This window comes from Trinickia sp. EG282A (assembly GCF_040965455.1).
GTDB lineage: Bacteria > Pseudomonadota > Gammaproteobacteria > Burkholderiales > Burkholderiaceae > Trinickia > Trinickia symbiotica.
The window spans coordinates 906,469-921,206 of sequence record NZ_JBFRCC010000002.1 but is presented as its reverse complement, the minus strand read 5'-3'; the positions used below and the strand labels follow the sequence as shown (position 1 = coordinate 921,206).

The 14,738-nt window shown below is 63.7% G+C and carries 18 protein-coding genes; 15 read left to right on the top strand and 3 right to left on the bottom strand.

The annotated features are described in order from the left end of the window. From AB4Y31_RS12125 to AB4Y31_RS12095, 7 genes are all read left to right on the top strand, one after another. Nucleotides 1-525, top strand: coding sequence for a hypothetical protein (locus AB4Y31_RS12125; RefSeq protein ID WP_368674111.1), 525 nt, complete (start codon nucleotides 1-3; stop codon nucleotides 523-525). Then, nucleotides 488-1,486, top strand: coding sequence for a type III secretion system cytoplasmic ring protein SctQ (gene sctQ / locus AB4Y31_RS12120; protein ID WP_368674110.1), 999 nt, complete (start codon nucleotides 488-490; stop codon nucleotides 1,484-1,486). Before AB4Y31_RS12125 ends, sctQ begins: the two co-directional genes overlap by 38 nt. Nucleotides 1,487-1,581: 95 nt before the next feature. Next, nucleotides 1,582-2,232, top strand: coding sequence for a type III secretion system export apparatus subunit SctR (gene sctR / locus AB4Y31_RS12115; protein ID WP_368674109.1), 651 nt, complete (start codon nucleotides 1,582-1,584; stop codon nucleotides 2,230-2,232). Nucleotides 2,233-2,248: 16 nt separating this feature from the next. Then, complete coding sequence (locus AB4Y31_RS12110; protein WP_107152679.1) at nucleotides 2,249-2,518, top strand: EscS/YscS/HrcS family type III secretion system export apparatus protein; 270 nt, start codon at nucleotides 2,249-2,251, stop codon at nucleotides 2,516-2,518. Further along, entirely contained in the window at nucleotides 2,515-3,303 is a 789-nt protein-coding gene (gene sctT / locus AB4Y31_RS12105) for a type III secretion system export apparatus subunit SctT (protein ID WP_368674108.1), read from the top strand. The genes AB4Y31_RS12110 and sctT overlap by 4 nt, the downstream gene beginning before the upstream one ends. Continuing rightward, nucleotides 3,300-4,373 (top strand): EscU/YscU/HrcU family type III secretion system export apparatus switch protein, encoded by a 1,074-nt coding sequence (locus AB4Y31_RS12100; protein WP_368674107.1) that lies wholly within the window; start codon nucleotides 3,300-3,302, stop codon nucleotides 4,371-4,373. Before sctT ends, AB4Y31_RS12100 begins: the two co-directional genes overlap by 4 nt. Nucleotides 4,374-4,395: 22 nt before the next feature. Further along, complete coding sequence (locus AB4Y31_RS12095; protein WP_368674106.1) at nucleotides 4,396-5,181, top strand: lytic transglycosylase domain-containing protein; 786 nt, start codon at nucleotides 4,396-4,398, stop codon at nucleotides 5,179-5,181. Here the strand turns inward: AB4Y31_RS12095 and AB4Y31_RS12090 are convergent. Both AB4Y31_RS12090 and AB4Y31_RS12085 read right to left on the bottom strand, forming a co-directional pair. Next, nucleotides 5,156-5,479 (bottom strand): AzlD domain-containing protein, encoded by a 324-nt coding sequence (locus AB4Y31_RS12090; protein WP_368674105.1) that lies wholly within the window; start codon nucleotides 5,477-5,479, stop codon nucleotides 5,156-5,158. The genes AB4Y31_RS12095 and AB4Y31_RS12090 overlap by 26 nt on opposite strands. Continuing rightward, the gene (locus AB4Y31_RS12085; protein ID WP_368674104.1) at nucleotides 5,476-6,240 is read right to left on the bottom strand and encodes an AzlC family ABC transporter permease; all 765 of its coding nucleotides are present in this window, start codon (nucleotides 6,238-6,240) and stop codon (nucleotides 5,476-5,478) included. The genes AB4Y31_RS12090 and AB4Y31_RS12085 overlap by 4 nt, the downstream gene beginning before the upstream one ends. Nucleotides 6,241-6,372: 132 nt before the next feature. On the opposite strand from AB4Y31_RS12085, the gene AB4Y31_RS12080 reads away from it, so the two are divergent. The 8 genes from AB4Y31_RS12080 to moaC all read left to right on the top strand — a co-directional run bounded on the left by AB4Y31_RS12080 (nucleotide 6,373) and on the right by moaC (nucleotide 12,586). After that, nucleotides 6,373-7,296 (top strand): branched-chain amino acid transaminase, encoded by a 924-nt coding sequence (locus tag AB4Y31_RS12080; protein WP_368674103.1) that lies wholly within the window; start codon nucleotides 6,373-6,375, stop codon nucleotides 7,294-7,296. Between the two features lie 94 nt (nucleotides 7,297-7,390). After that, on the top strand, nucleotides 7,391-7,588 hold the full coding sequence (locus AB4Y31_RS12075; protein ID WP_368674102.1) for a zinc-finger domain-containing protein: 198 nt from the start codon (nucleotides 7,391-7,393) through the stop codon (nucleotides 7,586-7,588). 145 nt (nucleotides 7,589-7,733) lie between these two features. Continuing rightward, a complete protein-coding gene (waaF, locus tag AB4Y31_RS12070) occupies nucleotides 7,734-8,768 on the top strand; it encodes a lipopolysaccharide heptosyltransferase II (RefSeq protein WP_368674101.1) in 1,035 nt (344 codons plus the stop codon). A 175-nt stretch (nucleotides 8,769-8,943) separates the two neighbouring features. Further along, nucleotides 8,944-9,396 (top strand): nuclear transport factor 2 family protein, encoded by a 453-nt coding sequence (locus tag AB4Y31_RS12065; protein ID WP_018443821.1) that lies wholly within the window; start codon nucleotides 8,944-8,946, stop codon nucleotides 9,394-9,396. 48 nt (nucleotides 9,397-9,444) lie between these two features. Continuing rightward, the gene (locus AB4Y31_RS12060; RefSeq protein WP_368674100.1) at nucleotides 9,445-10,497 is read left to right on the top strand and encodes a YheT family hydrolase; all 1,053 of its coding nucleotides are present in this window, start codon (nucleotides 9,445-9,447) and stop codon (nucleotides 10,495-10,497) included. After that, entirely contained in the window at nucleotides 10,490-11,098 is a 609-nt protein-coding gene (locus tag AB4Y31_RS12055) for a DUF2946 family protein (protein ID WP_368674099.1), read from the top strand. The genes AB4Y31_RS12060 and AB4Y31_RS12055 overlap by 8 nt, the downstream gene beginning before the upstream one ends. 154 nt (nucleotides 11,099-11,252) lie before the next feature. Then, nucleotides 11,253-11,975, top strand: coding sequence for a GntR family transcriptional regulator (locus tag AB4Y31_RS12050; RefSeq protein ID WP_368674098.1), 723 nt, complete (start codon nucleotides 11,253-11,255; stop codon nucleotides 11,973-11,975). A gap of 131 nt (nucleotides 11,976-12,106) precedes the next feature. Then, a complete protein-coding gene (moaC, locus tag AB4Y31_RS12045; protein ID WP_368674097.1) occupies nucleotides 12,107-12,586 on the top strand; it encodes a cyclic pyranopterin monophosphate synthase MoaC in 480 nt (159 codons plus the stop codon). A gap of 28 nt (nucleotides 12,587-12,614) precedes the next feature. Here moaC and AB4Y31_RS12040 read toward each other — a convergent pair whose 3' ends face one another. After that, nucleotides 12,615-14,684 carry a putative bifunctional diguanylate cyclase/phosphodiesterase gene (locus AB4Y31_RS12040; RefSeq protein ID WP_368674096.1) on the bottom strand — a complete coding sequence of 690 codons (2,070 nt, stop codon included), beginning with the start codon at nucleotides 14,682-14,684 and terminating at the stop codon, nucleotides 12,615-12,617. Nucleotides 14,685-14,738: the final 54 nt, after the last annotated feature.

Sequence of the window (14,738 nt, the reverse complement as noted above, 5' to 3'; positions counted from 1 at the left end):
ATGCGCTTACCAAAGGCTGTGGGATACGGCTATCGTTTATCCGTCGAGGCAGGCCGCGAAGGCGCCCATGGCAGCGCCGGCGACGAGCGCCATTTTCGGGCGCTTCTCGAGGAGGTCGCCAACCCGAGCGATTCGCTACGCACTGCCGTTCAGCGAGAGCGCGACGATCTCCACGAACACACGGCGCTCGCGCAGCCGTGGCGATCCTCCGATAACGCGTTGCGCGCGCCGACCGAAAGCGAGCAAAGCATGCATGCGTTCGCCGCGCCGACCCGCTTCGATCTCGACACGCTCAAGGTTCGGCTGACGAACGGGCCGTTGGCCGGCTCCGAAATCGAGGCGTACCGCCGAGGCCAACACCTTTCGATCCACGTGCGCGCACGCGCCGTCTTGCGCGGCGACGAGCGACCCGTTTCAGCCAAAGAACTGTGCCAGGCGCTGTCGGCGCAGCTGGGGCTCGATGTATCGGTCGCGATGGAGGGAGTCATTGAGCACTGCGATTCGCCAACTACCGCACCTCGATGAGCGGGGCGCCCGGCTGCTGCGCAAGGTAGGCGCCGGACGCCGCATCGATTTCACTGACGGCGCATTTGCCCTCGCTTATCGGCGCTCGGCCGGCGGCACCGGGCTCGTGCTCTCGGGCGCGCTGGGCACCGATGCCGTGCGGCTCTGGGTCGACGAGGGGCAGTGGTGCCGCTGGATCGAGCCTCTCCTCCCCGTTCCGGATGCCTCCGCGATTCCGGCCGAGCTCCGCGACGCACTCGCGGCATGGACGTTCGATACGATCGGCTCCGGCCTCGAAGGATCGAGCAATGGCGAGCCGCCGCCTTGGCCTGTCGGTGCGTCGCTACGAGCGTGCACGGTCGAGCGGCGGCTCGACTGGTGCCTGCGAGCCGAGCGAGGAAACATCGCTCTCGAGCTGCTCGTACTTGAAGCCCCGGTCGACTGGCTCGATGCACTCGCCGATCGGCTCGCGCCTTGCTCTGCGGACGACTCGCCTGAAATACAGGTTCGCACGAGCCTTATCGCCGGTTGGAGCAGCATCGCGCGCAACGTGGCTGAAAGTCTGCGCGTCGGCGACGCGCTCGTGCTTCGGCAAGCGTACCGCGTCGCGCGATGTGAGTTCGGGTTATTCGCAAACAAGCCGCTCGCTCGCGTGAATTGCAGCGAGGCCGGCGTCTTTTCCATCGAGGAAGTCATGGATGAATTCGACGATTGGTTCGATGTCGAGCCAATCACGCCCGCTTCGGAAAAGCCCGGGGCGCACGATCAAGTAGCGCATGACCCGATCGTGACCGTGGTGGCCGTTGCAGGCCGCTTCGATGTGCCGATCAGCGCGCTCGCTGCCCTGAAACCCGGCGACGTCCTGGACGGTCAGGCGCGCGTCGACGAGCTCGTCACGCTGAAAGTGGGCGGACGTACGATTGCGCGCGCGACGTTGCTCGATATCGACGGGCGGCTGGCGGCAAGGATCGAAGCGATTTAACGACGGCGCAGGATATTCAGGTGCCGGCCCGATGGCCGCGCGCACCGGCGGGCTCGACAATCGAGCCCCGCCCGTGATGCATTCCGGAGTCCTCAATGACATTGCTGAATCAGCCCATTCAGCTCGTCGTTCTATTGTTCGCGCTGTCGATCGCCCCGCTGATCGTCGTTCTCGGAACGTCGTTCCTCAAGTTGACGATCGTCTTTTCGTTGCTCCGTAACGCATTGGGGACGCAGCAGATTCCGCCGAACATCGCCCTGTACGGCCTCGCCTTGATTCTGACGTTCTTCATCATGGCACCGATCGGCCTCGAGATCCGCGACAACCTCGCGAGCCACCCGCTCGCGCTAGACGCCGACGATTTCACGAACCAAGCCGAAGCGAGCGTGCTCTCGCCCTATCGCGTCTTCCTTCAGCGCAATACGTCACCCGATCAGGTCCGCTTCTTCGCCGACATCGGACATAACATGTGGCCGGAAAAGTATCGGACGCGTATCGCGGACGAGTCGCTGCTCGTCCTGATGCCGGCGTTCGCGGTCAGCCAGATGAAGGACGGCTTCAAAATCGGGCTGTTGCTTTACCTTCCCTTCGTTGCGATCGATCTCGTCGTGTCGAACGTGCTTCTCGCGATGGGGATGATGATGGTCTCGCCGATGACGATCTCACTGCCGCTCAAGCTGCTCGTCTTCGTGCTGATGAACGGCTGGCAGAAGCTCATCGGCCAGTTGCTGCTGTCGTTTGCGTGATATCTGGAACGTTTCAATGAGCGAGGCCGTCGTCACTCAGCTTGCCGCGCAGATGATGTGGCTCGTCTTGCTGCTCTCCCTTCCAGTCGTCGTGGTCGCCTCCGTCGTCGGCGTCCTGGTCTCACTCGTTCAGGCGCTCACGCAGGTCCAGGACCAGACAGTGCAGTTCCTCATCAAGCTGCTTGCCGTCGCGGCGACGCTCGCCGGCACCTATCACTGGATGGGAGACGTTCTGCTCAATTATGCAAACCAGTCTTTCGACCAGATCGCACGCATGAAGCCATGAGTGCCGCAGCGTGGGCGCAGTGGCTCTCGGCGCTCGGATTCTCCCTATTGCGTCCGCTGGGCGTCGTTCTGATGGTGCCGCTCTTCAGCCGCGCGACGCTTGGCGGCACGCTGACGCGCAATGCGCTGATTCTGCTGATCGCGCTTCCCCTGCTGCCGCTTCACGACGCGTGGCCTGCCGTCGACACCGCTCGCCGTGCGTGGCCCACCTGGCTGGCGACAGCCTGTACCGAGATCGTGATCGGCCTCGTGATCGGCTTTGCCGCCGCGATTCCGTTCTGGGCGCTCGATATGGCCGGCTCGTTCATCGACACCATGCGCGGGGCGACGATGGCCAACGTCCTCAATCCGATGCTCGGGCAACAGTCTTCGCTGCTGGGCATCGTCTTCTCGCACGTATTCAGCCTCTTGTTCATGATGACCGGCGGGCTTAACGAACTCGTCGCGGCCATCTACGACTCGTATCGCACGCTTCCTCCTGGAGTGACGCTCGCCCGAGATGCGGACTGGCTTTCGTTTTTCCTGCGCGACTGGCAACTGATGTACGAACTCTGCCTGCGCTTTTCAATGCCCGCACTGGTGGGCATTTTGCTCGTCGACATGGCACTCGGCCTCGTCAACCGCTCCGCGCAGCAGCTGAACGTCTTTTTTTTATCGATGCCGTTGAAAAGCGCATTCGCGGCCCTGCTCTTGATCATGAGCTCGGGGTTTGCGTTTCACGCATTCGTCGAATACTCGTCGACGTTCGCCCACGCCATCCGTGCGTTGCTTTCGCTGAAGCGATGAGCGAGAAGACCGAAAAGCCCACTCCGCAGAAGCTGCGGGACGCACGCAAGAAGGGGCAGGTCGCGAAGAGTGTCGAGATCACGTCCGGGGTGCAATTGGCCAGCCTGCTCGGTTACTTCATCGTGGAAGGCAGGCACCTGCTGCAGGCGTTCGAAGCGCTCACCGTGCTTTCGATCGAAGTCTCCAACGACGATTTCGTCAGCGCCGCGGGCCGGCTCATGGGCGCGACGGCCGAGCTGGTGCTGCGCTTCACTGTCGGCATCGCTGCGCTTCTCGTTGTGGTGACAGTTGCCGCGGTGGTCGCGCAAACCGGCCCTCTGCTCGCCCACGCGGCGATGAAGCCATCGCTCGACAAAGTCAATCCGCTCGCAAACTTGAAACAAATGTTCTCGATGCGCAGCCTTTTCGAGCTTGGCAAATCCATGTCGAAGGTCGGGCTGCTTTCGCTCATCTTCTTCTATCTGATTCGCCAATACGGTCCTTCCCTGCAATTTTTGCCCTTATGCAGTGTTTCGTGCGGCTTGCGACTAAGCATTGAGCTGCTCTACTGGATGTGGTGCGCCCTGCTCGGCTTCTATGTGTTGTTCGGCATCGCCGATTACGCGTTTCAGCGCTACAGCACGATGAAGCAGCTCATGATGTCGCTCGAGGACGTTAAACAGGAGTACAAGAACTCGGAAGGCAACCCCGAAATCAAGCACAAGCGCAAGGAGGTCCACCGCGAGGTGCAAAGCGGCAGCCTCGCCGCCAATGTCGGCAAATCGAACGTCGTGGTGCGCAATCCCACGCATATCGCCGTTTGTCTCTTCTATCGCCCGCCTGCAACACCGCTGCCACAAGTTCTCGAAATCGGCCGCGGCGCGCGTGCGCAACACATTGTCGATCTTGCCGACAAGGCGGGCGTTACCGTCGTTGAGAATATTCGCGTCGCGCGCTCGCTCGCGGCGCAGACGGAGGCCGGCGGGTATATTCCGTCGAGCTTGTTCGAGCCAGTGGCGCAGATCCTGCGCCTCGTCATGAAGCTCCAATACGAGCGAGACGAAGGGCAGGAAGAAGATGTCCCGGATTGAACGCGCCTGCTTGCGTCGCCGCATGAATGCCCACGTCCGCGCAGTTTGCGCAGGCCTCTCGCTCGCAACCGGCTTCGTCGATATCACGCCCGCCCTCGCCGATGAAAGTCCGTTTAATGCGCCGCTCGTATGGGAAACCGGACCCACGCCGTCGCCTCCAACGGTCAGCCCGACGATACCGCCGCGTGCAACTTCGCGATCCGCTCGATCATTGCAGCCTTCGATCGACTCGGGCAGGCAAGCGCTCTACGATCCGCTTATCGCATCGGTCGCCAATGGGTTCGGTCTCGACGCCGGATTGCTCCATGCGATCGTGAGAACGGAATCGGGATATGACGCGTCAGCCGTGTCATCGAAAGCGGCGATTGGTCTGATGCAGGTCATGCCGGCAACCGGGCGGCGTTTCGGCTTCGAAGACCTGCACGACCCGCGCGAAAATCTGAGCGCCGGCGCCGCCTATCTGAGGTGGCTTCTCGATCGGTTCGGCAACGATCTCGAGCTTGCGCTCGCCGCTTACAACGCCGGCGAGAACGCCGTGGAACGATACGGATCGAGCATTCCCCCGTTCCCGGAAACGCGCCAGTATGTCGACACCGTGATCGCACGCTATCGGAATTCGCAGTCTCAGGCGCAGCCAACGTTCGAGGCGCGCACGGCGAAAACGGCGTCACCAGCGCTTCATACGTCGAAGACGGGCGAGGACGGCAACCGACAGGCTGCGATTTCGTTGACGCCGCTGAAGCTTCTGGAAAAGGCGGGCTCGCTCATGTTGTCGGCGCCGCCTAGCCCCAAATCCTCAGTGCCGTAAAAACAAGCATCCCAACAACGATCGTGCCGAGCATGCTACGCCGCCAGAGAAACCAGGCGAGCCCGGCAAGCGTGCCATAGAGCGCATGATTGTCGAGCGCGACGGATAACCCCTGAGGCGTTTCCAGCACATCAGGCACGATCACGGCGACGAGCGCGGCCGCCGGCGCATAGCGCAGCGCGCGCTGCACGCGCTCGGGCAGCGTGGCGCGCTCACCGCCGAGTAGAAAGAACGCGCGCGTCACCGCGGTGACGACCGTCATACCCGCAATGGTGAGCCAGATCTGCATCGCACTCACGGCGCCTTCTCCCCGCGCACGCCAGGACCGGCCTCGGTGCCGATGCGGCGCCCGGCCGCCCGGTCAGCGAGCAGGTCCGCGACGCTGCCCGCGCCGAGCGCCGCGAAGACCGCGAGCGGCAGCCCGAGCCGGAACGGCAGATCGATCGCGACGATCGCGATGACGGCAGCCACGGCGACAGCCGCGAGCGTCGACCGGTTGGCAATCGCCGCCACGACGAGCGGCACGAGCGCAAGCGTGCCGGCGAGCTCGAGCCCCCAGTTGTCGGGAAAAATGCTCCCAAGCACGATGCCGGCAATCGACGACACCTGCCAGCTCGTCCAGCTGACGGCCGCCATCCCCCAGAAATAGGCTTCCTTGCCGGGTACGCGCCCCGTCGGGAACGACTTTTTCAAGAAGAGCAGGTAGACGATGTCGCCGTTGAAGTAGCCGAGCGCGACGCGCCGCCAGAACGACAGATAGGAGAAGTGCGGCACGAGGCCGGCGCTGAAGATGACGAACCGGAGATTGACCATCGCCGCCGTCAGCAGAATGGTCCAGATCGGCAGTTTCGCGGCAAGGAGCGGCAGGATGGCAAGCTGGGACGAGCCGGCATAAACGAGCACCGACATCACGAGCGCCTGCGGCATCGTCAGCACCGATTTGCTCATCGCGATCCCCGTCACGAGGCCCCACGAGATCAACGCCATCACCGTCGGCGAGTACGTGCGCGCGCCGTCGAGAAAAGCGGCACGGTCAGTCGGGCTTAGGCGGGAGAGCATGGGACAAAGAACGGCGGAACCGGCAAGCGCCCGATTATATCGCCCCTTTGCGCGCTCCATGTCCGGAATGAGTGCAAAAGACGCTAAAATGGCGCATTTACCGGACGGGGCCCACCCGCTAGGAGATTACGAATGTCAATGGCCGACCGCGACGGCAAGATCTGGATGGACGGCAAGCTGATCGAGTGGCGCGATGCCACGATCCACGTCCTCACCCATACGCTGCACTACGGCATGGGCGTCTTCGAGGGCGTGCGCGCCTACAAGACGGCCGACGGCAGCACGGCAATCTTCCGCCTCAAAGAGCATACGAAACGGCTCTTCAATTCGGCGAAGATCTTCCAGATGGATATTCCGTTCGATCGCGAAACGCTGATCGCCGCCCAAGCCGAGGTCGTGCGCGCGAACGGGCTCGAGTCGGCTTATATCCGGCCGATCGCCTGGGTCGGCTCAGAAAAGCTCGGCGTGTCGGCGCGCGGCAACACCATTCACGTCGCGATCGCGGCCTGGCCCTGGGGGGCCTACCTCGGCGAGGAAGGCATCACGAAGGGTATTCGCGTGAAAACGTCGTCGTTCACGCGCCACCACGTCAACGTCTCGATGGTGCGCGCGAAGGCATCAGGCTGGTACGTCAACTCGATCCTCGCGAACCAGGAAGCGACGGCCGACGGCTACGACGAGGCGCTTTTGCTCGACGTCGACGGCTACGTTTCCGAAGGCTCGGGCGAAAACTTCTTCCTCGTGAACAACGGAAAGATCTACACGCCCGACCTCTCGTCGTGCCTCGACGGCATCACCCGCGACACCATCATCACGCTTGCGCGGGAAGCCGGCATCGAAGTCATCGAAAAGCGGATTACGCGCGACGAAGTCTATACGGCCGACGAAGCGTTCTTCACCGGCACGGCCGCCGAGGTGACGCCGATTCGCGAGCTCGACAATCGGACGATCGGCAGCGGCGTGCGCGGCCCGATAACCGAGAAGCTGCAATCGGCCTTCTTCGATATCGTCTCGGGCAAGAATGCCAAGTACGCCCATTGGCTCACGAAGGTGTGACGCGCGGCCCGCGCCGCGACGCCGGCAATGGTCCGGCGTCGTTTGCCGCGCCCGCATCGCCGCAGCATATCGCATACAACGAGAACTGGTCCTCATGAGCACCATCAAAGAAATGCCGCTGATCGAGCTGTCAGCGAAAGATCTGCCCGCTTATTGCCCCAACCCCTCGATGCCGCGCTGGAGCGCGCATCCGCGTGTATTCATCGACGTCTCGCACGGCGAAGCCCGCTGCCCCTACTGCGGCACGCGCTATAAGCTGCGCGACGGAGAAATCGTCAAGGGCCATCATTGACGGCACACTCGACGCCGCATTGAATCATCGAAGCCGCTGCGCTCCGCTCGGATCGAACGGGCGGTGCGTGGCTTCGCTCGATTTCACTGCCTCGTGCGGCCCCATCAACGGCCGCGTTTGACTTGGACCTCGGATACTCACACTGATGCGTCGCGCGTTGGTTATCGCACCGAACTGGATCGGTGACGCATTGATGGCGCAGCCGCTTTTCGCGCTGCTGAGGCAGCTGCATCCGCGCATCGTCATCGATGCGCTCGCGCCCACCTGGGTCGCGCCCGTCCTCGAGCGCATGCCCGAAATCCACGAGGTCCACGCCACCGACCTCGCTCACGGCAAGCTGCAGCTCATGCGGCGCTGGCAACTCGCCGGCGATTTGCGCGACGTGGGCTACGACGCGGCCTATGTGTTGCCGAATTCGCTGAAGTCGGCGTTCATTCCGTGGCTCGCCGGCATCCGTCTGCGGATCGGCTATACGGGTGAGCGGCGCTATGGGCTTCTCAACGTCCGCCACGCGAACCCAAGCAAGGACGCGCGCGGGCCGATGGCCGCGCATTACGCCGCGCTGGCCTATGCGCCGGGCGCCAACCTGTCCGACCTGTCAGCGCGCCTGCCGACGCCCCGTCTCGAGACCGACCTGAACGAGTCGATGCGCGTATCGACGCGCTTCAATCTCGATACGCGCGTGCCGCTCGTCGTCTTTTGTCCGGGGGCCGAGTACGGCAACGCCAAGCGCTGGCCTGCCGAGCATTTCGCGTCCCTCGCGCAGATGATCGGGCAATCGTTCCCTTATACGCAGATCGTCGCACTCGGCTCCGGCAAGGATGCGCCGCTCGCGCAGGCCATCGCCGAGCGAGCGCCGGCGCTGCGCAACCTCTGCGGTCAAACTTCGCTCGGGGAAGCATGCGCGCTCATCGCGCGCGCGAGCGCCGTCGTCAGCAACGACTCCGGGCTCATGCACGTCGCCGCTGCGCTGCGGCGCCCGCTCGTCGCCGTTTTCGGCTCGAGCGATCCGCGCCACACTCCGCCGTTATCGGACCTTGCGAAGGTACAATGGCTCCACCTCGAATGCAGCCCCTGCTTTGCGCGCGAATGCCCGCTCGGTCACTTGCGGTGCCTGCGTGAGCTCACGGCCGAGCAGGTGTTCGGCGATTTGCGCGGGATGCTGCTCGGCGAGCGCTGACGCACGGACGCCGCACCGCCTTCGTGCGTTCATAGAGCGAGGGCGCGACACGGCGGGCGGAAGAATTGGGCTTGGCCGGCGGCGAACGCACATCGTTGCAGCGTGCGCATACGCCGACCAAGCCAGCCGAACCAAGCGCCTTGGCGCGCGAGAAAAAACCTGGACGAGCTATCCGATGCCACGCTTTGCCCGACTCTTCGAAGCCGCAGCCGACACACTGAACGCGTACTACCAGACCGTCGCTGAAAACGATATCGACGGCCTGATGGCCCTGTGGATCGACGAGGACTTCGCGAGCTTCATCGACGCGAGCGGGTCACATTGGCATGGCATCGACAGTATTCGTGCGGGGCTTGCGCAATTGGCGGCCGGGCAGGCGCTGCCGGCCGCGGTGGAGCCGCTCGACGTCCGTGTCTACGACAGCCTCGGAACCGTCGTCTATGCCGTCGCGGAAGCGCACCGGCTGCGGGACCCGCTCGCGCCACCGCGCATGGTCTACACGACCTACGTGATGGTTCACGAGCGCGGCGAATGGCGCATCGCGCACGTTCATGCGAGCACGATGCCGAACGAGACGGCCAACGAGTTCGTCGCGAAGATGCGGCAAGGACAGGGCGCATTGCACTAAGCGGGACGGCTTGCCGCCGCCCGCCGCGTTTTGGTGTTGGGGAAAGCAATGAGCACGGCAAACGGGAAGTCAACTTCGGTTCCGGCAGCGAGCCGGGTAGCCGCCGAGACGCTCATCGATCTGCTCTACTGCCCACCGCGATGGCTGCCGACGAACCACGCGCAGACGATCATCCCGGCGCTCTTCGCACGCCTGCCCGCCGTCGATTACCGGCGCGAGCGATGGACGACGCCCGATGGCGACTTCATCGAACTCGACTGGATCGCCTACCCCGAGGGCAGCGCGGCGGCGCCCCCGCCCGACGCGCCGCTTTTCGTGTTGTTCCACGGTCTCGAGGGCAGCTCCGATTCGCACTATGCGCGCGTGCTGATGGCTACGGCGCGCGGTTTCGGCTGGCACGGCGTGGTGCCGCACTTTCGCAGTTGCAGCGGCCCGCTCAATCTCGCGCCGCGCTTTTATCACCTCGCCGACAGCGACGAGGTGGACTGGGTGCTGCGCCGCCTACGAGACGGACATCGCGGGCCCATCGTCGTCGCAGGCGTTTCGCTCGGCGGCAACGTGCTTTTGCACTGGCTCGGCGAGCGCGGCACGGACGCGGCATTCGTCGCCGCCGCGGCGGCCATCTCGACGCCGCTCGATGTTCACGCCGGCGGGCGGGCGCTTTCGCAGGGCTTCGCGCTCGTCTACACGTTGAGCTTCCTGAAAACGCTCAAGAAGAAGGCGCTGCAAAAGCTCGAGCAATATCCGGGGCTCTTCGACCGCGACGCGATGCTTGCGAGCCGCACGATGTACGATTACGACAACGTTGTGACGGCGCCGCTGCACGGATTCCGCAATACGGACGATTACTGGACGCGTGCGACGACCAGGCCGCTTTTGCCTGACGTAGTCGTGCCGACGCTCGTCCTCAACGCGCGCAACGACCCGTTTCTTCCGAGCACGGCGTTGCCGACGCGCGCCGAGGTCTCGCCGGCCATCGAGCTCGATCAGCCCGAAGCCGGCGGGCACGTCGGTTTCATGACCGGGCCGTTTCCCGGGCGCATGGACTGGCTGCCGCGGCGCGTTTTCTCGTTTCTAGAGCCACACACGAAAAATGGATGACATCGTCAAGGCCGCGCTCGCGAAGTGGCCGAACGTGCCGCACTGCACAGGCTGGCTACTGCTCGACAGACGCGGTGCCTGGCGCATGCGCGACGAACGCGCCCAAGCGCTCGGCGAACTCGGCGCGCCTGTCAGGCATGTCGCGCTCTTAGGCTTCATCAACCGCAACTACGAATGCGACGAGCGCGGCATGTGGTTCTTTCAGAATGGACCGCAACGCGTCTATGTCGAGCTTGCCTATACGCCATGGGTCGTGCGCCTCGCGCTCACCGATCGAGATGGAAAGCGCACGCTGACGCTCACCGATCAGACCGGCGGCGCATTCGAGCCTCGCTCGGCGCTGATCGACGAAGAAGGCGCCGTGCTGTTCGTCGATGCGGCAACGCGGCCGCGCGTGGCATTGCTGCACGATCACGATCTCGATCTTTTCAGCGACTTTGCCTCGCTCGGCGACGATGGCGGTGTGGGCCGCTTCCATTGGTGCGACGGGCAAGACTTGCCGATCGAGACCATTGCCCGAGCCGATGTCGCCAGTCGCTTCGGCTTCGTCGCGAGCCCCGCCTCGGCGGGCGTCGGCGCGACACATTCGTCAGGCGATTGACGCCAAGTCGAACGCCCTGCCGACGCCTGCAATCGTTGCAACGAGCGCCTACACTCCAATAAAGGCGCGAGTGCTATAGACATACAAATGACTAGTTGACCAATGGGCTGTTCTTGCAAGGAGAAGGGTCGCGCCGGATATCGAGGGACGGAAGATGTCGATCGACACTCGCTTGCCGCGCTATCAACGGCTTCGCGACGAACTCGCCGGGCAGATCGCCGAACACCGTTGGTCACCTGGACAAGCGATCCCGACCGAGCACGAACTCGCAAGCACTTATGGCCTTGCGATCGGCACCGTTCGCAAGGCCATCGATCGGCTCGTCGCCGACGGCTTGCTCGAACGTTTTCAGGGCCGCGGTACGTTCGTGCGCCGGCCGAACTTCGACGGCTCGCTTCTGCGCTTTTTTCGCTTGCACGACGAACGGCACGATCGATCTGTTCGCGCGAGCCGAATTTTGATGCGGGAGGTGACGGAGGCGCCTTCGGAAGTCTCCGCCACGTTGCGAATCGAGCGGTCGGCTCGCGTCATTCATATGTCGCGGCTGCGGCTCGTCGGCGATGCGCCGATCCTGGCCGAGGAAATCTGGTTGCCTTACAAGCCTTTCGCGGCGTTCGCCATGCTCGATACGAGCGAGATCGGCGATCTTCTTTATCCGGTCTATGAAACGTATTGCCACCAGGTGATCGCCTCCGCGAGCGAGAGACTGACGATCGAGATCGTCGACATGATGCACGCGCGGCTCTTGCGCATCGATCCGGGCACGCCCGTGGTCGTCGTCGAGCGGCTCGCCTATGGCTACGATCGTCGCCCACTGGAATGGCGCCGCTCGCGCGGACCGGCGAGCGAATTCGCTTATCAGGTCGAGATCCGCTGACCGAGGCTGGGTGGCGCGGATCCGCGCATACTAGGTTCGACTGATCCAGCCGCCCGCACCTCGACCAGCTCGGCTAGCGCCGAGCGCGCGGGCGGCTGCTAACATAGGCGCCCTCTTAAGGAGCCCACGTGATGGCGGAACTGACACATTTCGATGCGGCCGGTCAGGCGCACATGGTGGACGTCGGCGGGAAGGACGAAACGAAACGCATTGCGGTCGCGCGCGGCTCGATCCGCATGCTGCCGGAGACGCTCGCGCTGATTCGCGGCGGCACCGCGAAGAAAGGCGATGTGCTCGGTGTTGCGCGCATCGCTGCGATTCAAGGTGCCAAGCGGACGGCAGATCTCATCCCGCTCTGTCATCCGCTTGCGTTGACGCGCGTGGCGGTTGATTTCGCGCTCGACGATGCGCTGCCCGGCGTGCATTGCACGGCGCAAGTGGAAACGCTCGGACGCACCGGCGTGGAGATGGAAGCGCTGACTGCTGTGCAGGTCGGCCTGCTGACGATTTACGACATGTGCAAGGCGGTGGATCGGGGGATGACCATTACCGATGTCAGCGTGCGCGAGAAGCACGGTGGGAAGTCGGGGGACTGGACGGCGCGGGGGTAAGGTCCAGTCGGAAGCCTACGCTTGAACGCTAGACACAGACCGTGCGGCTCCCGAGCAACGCCGCGAACTTCTCGGCGTCCTGCGGCCGCCCGAGCAAAAAGCCCTGTACTTCGTCGCACTTGAGCGCTTTCAGCCGCTCGAGTTGCGACACCGTTTCGACTCCCTCCGCGACCACGTCCATCTGCAGCGAATGCGCCAGTGCGATGATGGCCTGCACGATCGCGCCGCCTTCATAGCCGTCCGCGTCGAGCCCGCTCGTAAAGAAGCGGTCGATCTTCAGTTGCTTCGCGCGGAATCGCTGCAGGTAGGCGAGGCTCGAGTAGCCGGTACCGAAATCGTCGATCGCGATCTCGAAACCGCTCTCCTGAAACGCCCGAATCATTTCGGTCGTGCGCGGTGCATCCTGCATCGCAACGGTCTCCGTGATCTCGAACATCAAATGTTCGGGCGCGACCTGCTCCGCACGCACGATGTCGAGGATCGATGCGACGAGATCCGGTTGTGCCAACTGCCGCGGTGAAAGGTTGATGGCAATGCGAACCGTCGGAAGCCCCTCCGCTCGCCAACGCCGCATCTGGCGGCATGTCTCCCGCACGACCCAATAGCCGATCTGCACGATCTGGCCCGAGCGCTCCGCAATCGGAATGAACTCTTGCGGCGCGAGTACGCCCAGTTCCGGATGTGAGAGTCTCAGCAAAGCCTCCGCGCCCGCGAGATCGGCACTGGCGCCGCGGAATTTCGGCTGAAAATGCACCGCGAAGTGACCTGACCGAAGCGCATCGTGCAACGCGCGCTGAATCTCCAGCGTGCGCGTGGCTGCCTCGTTCATCGCCGTCTCGAAGAATCGGTACATGCTGCGTCCGCCGCGCTTCGCTTCGTACATCGCCGCATCGGCGTTCTTCAGCAACGCTTCGGCGGTATCGCCGTCTTGCGGATACAGCGCTATGCCGATGCTGGGCGTCACCTGCAACCGTTGGCCGACGACGCGAAGCCCTTTGCGCATGCGCTGGAGCAAACTCTCCGCCATCCGGCGCGCATCGTCGCGCGCGGTGATGTCTTCAAGCAGCACGACGAATTCGTCTCCCCCGAGCCGAGCGACGGTGTCCGTTCCGCGAACGCAGTTTCGCAGCCGCCACGCAAAGGCTTTCAGCACCTCGTCGCCCATCGAGTGGCCCAACGAGTCGTTGATGGTCTTGAAACCGTCGAGGTCCATGAACAGGATTGCGAACCGCGTATCGGCCGCGCTCGCCCTCGCGATCGCCCGTTCCATCCGCTCGTTCAGCGTCCGGCGGTTCGGCAGGTCCGTGAGGCTATCGAAGGTGGCCATCCGCACGATCTGCCCGTTCAGTTGTGAGACGGAGCTCGAGAGGAACGCAGTCCGCGCATCGAAGCGCGACAGGATGAGCGTGACGATCAGGATCGCGAACGTGAACAGCGTGACTGTCGTCGCCAGCCAATACATGTCGATACCGCTGGCCGCGCCGCATACCGAACCAGGCAGGAATGTGGCCGCGACAGTGCCGGTGTAGTGCATTCCGGTAATCGCGAGCCCCATCACACACGCGGCTGCCAGACGCTTGCGGCTCAAGTGACGCTGCGCCGCGTCGCTGAGCGTGCGCGCGATCCATAGCGCGGCGCCCGAGGCAACGATTGCAATGACGATCGACAAGGCGAGCAGCGTCCGGTCGTACACGATCCCGGGCCGCATCAGCATCGCGGCGTCACCGGTATAGTGCATCCCGGCGATACCGAACCCCATCAGGACGCTGCCGGCGGCAAGGCGCCGCCAGGTCAGCCGCGCGCCGGTGATCACATAGAGCGCAAATCCCGAGACGAGAATCGCAATCAGCAGCGAGACGCCCGTGAGCGTGAGGTCGTAACCGATGGGAATCGGCAGCGAGAACGACAGTACACCAATGAAGTGCATCGACCAGATGCCGATGCCCATCGCGGTAGCGCCGCCGCCAAGCCAGGCGAGACGCAATCGCTTGTTCCCGAGCAGCACGATGCGGCCCGACAAGTCCAGCGCCGTATACGACGCGAGCGTCGCGACAACGAGCGACAGCGCGACGAGCGGCAGATTGTAGGTGCCGTGCATGCCAATTCTCTTACCAGAACCCCGGTGAACCCCTTCTTACTCGATATCGGCACG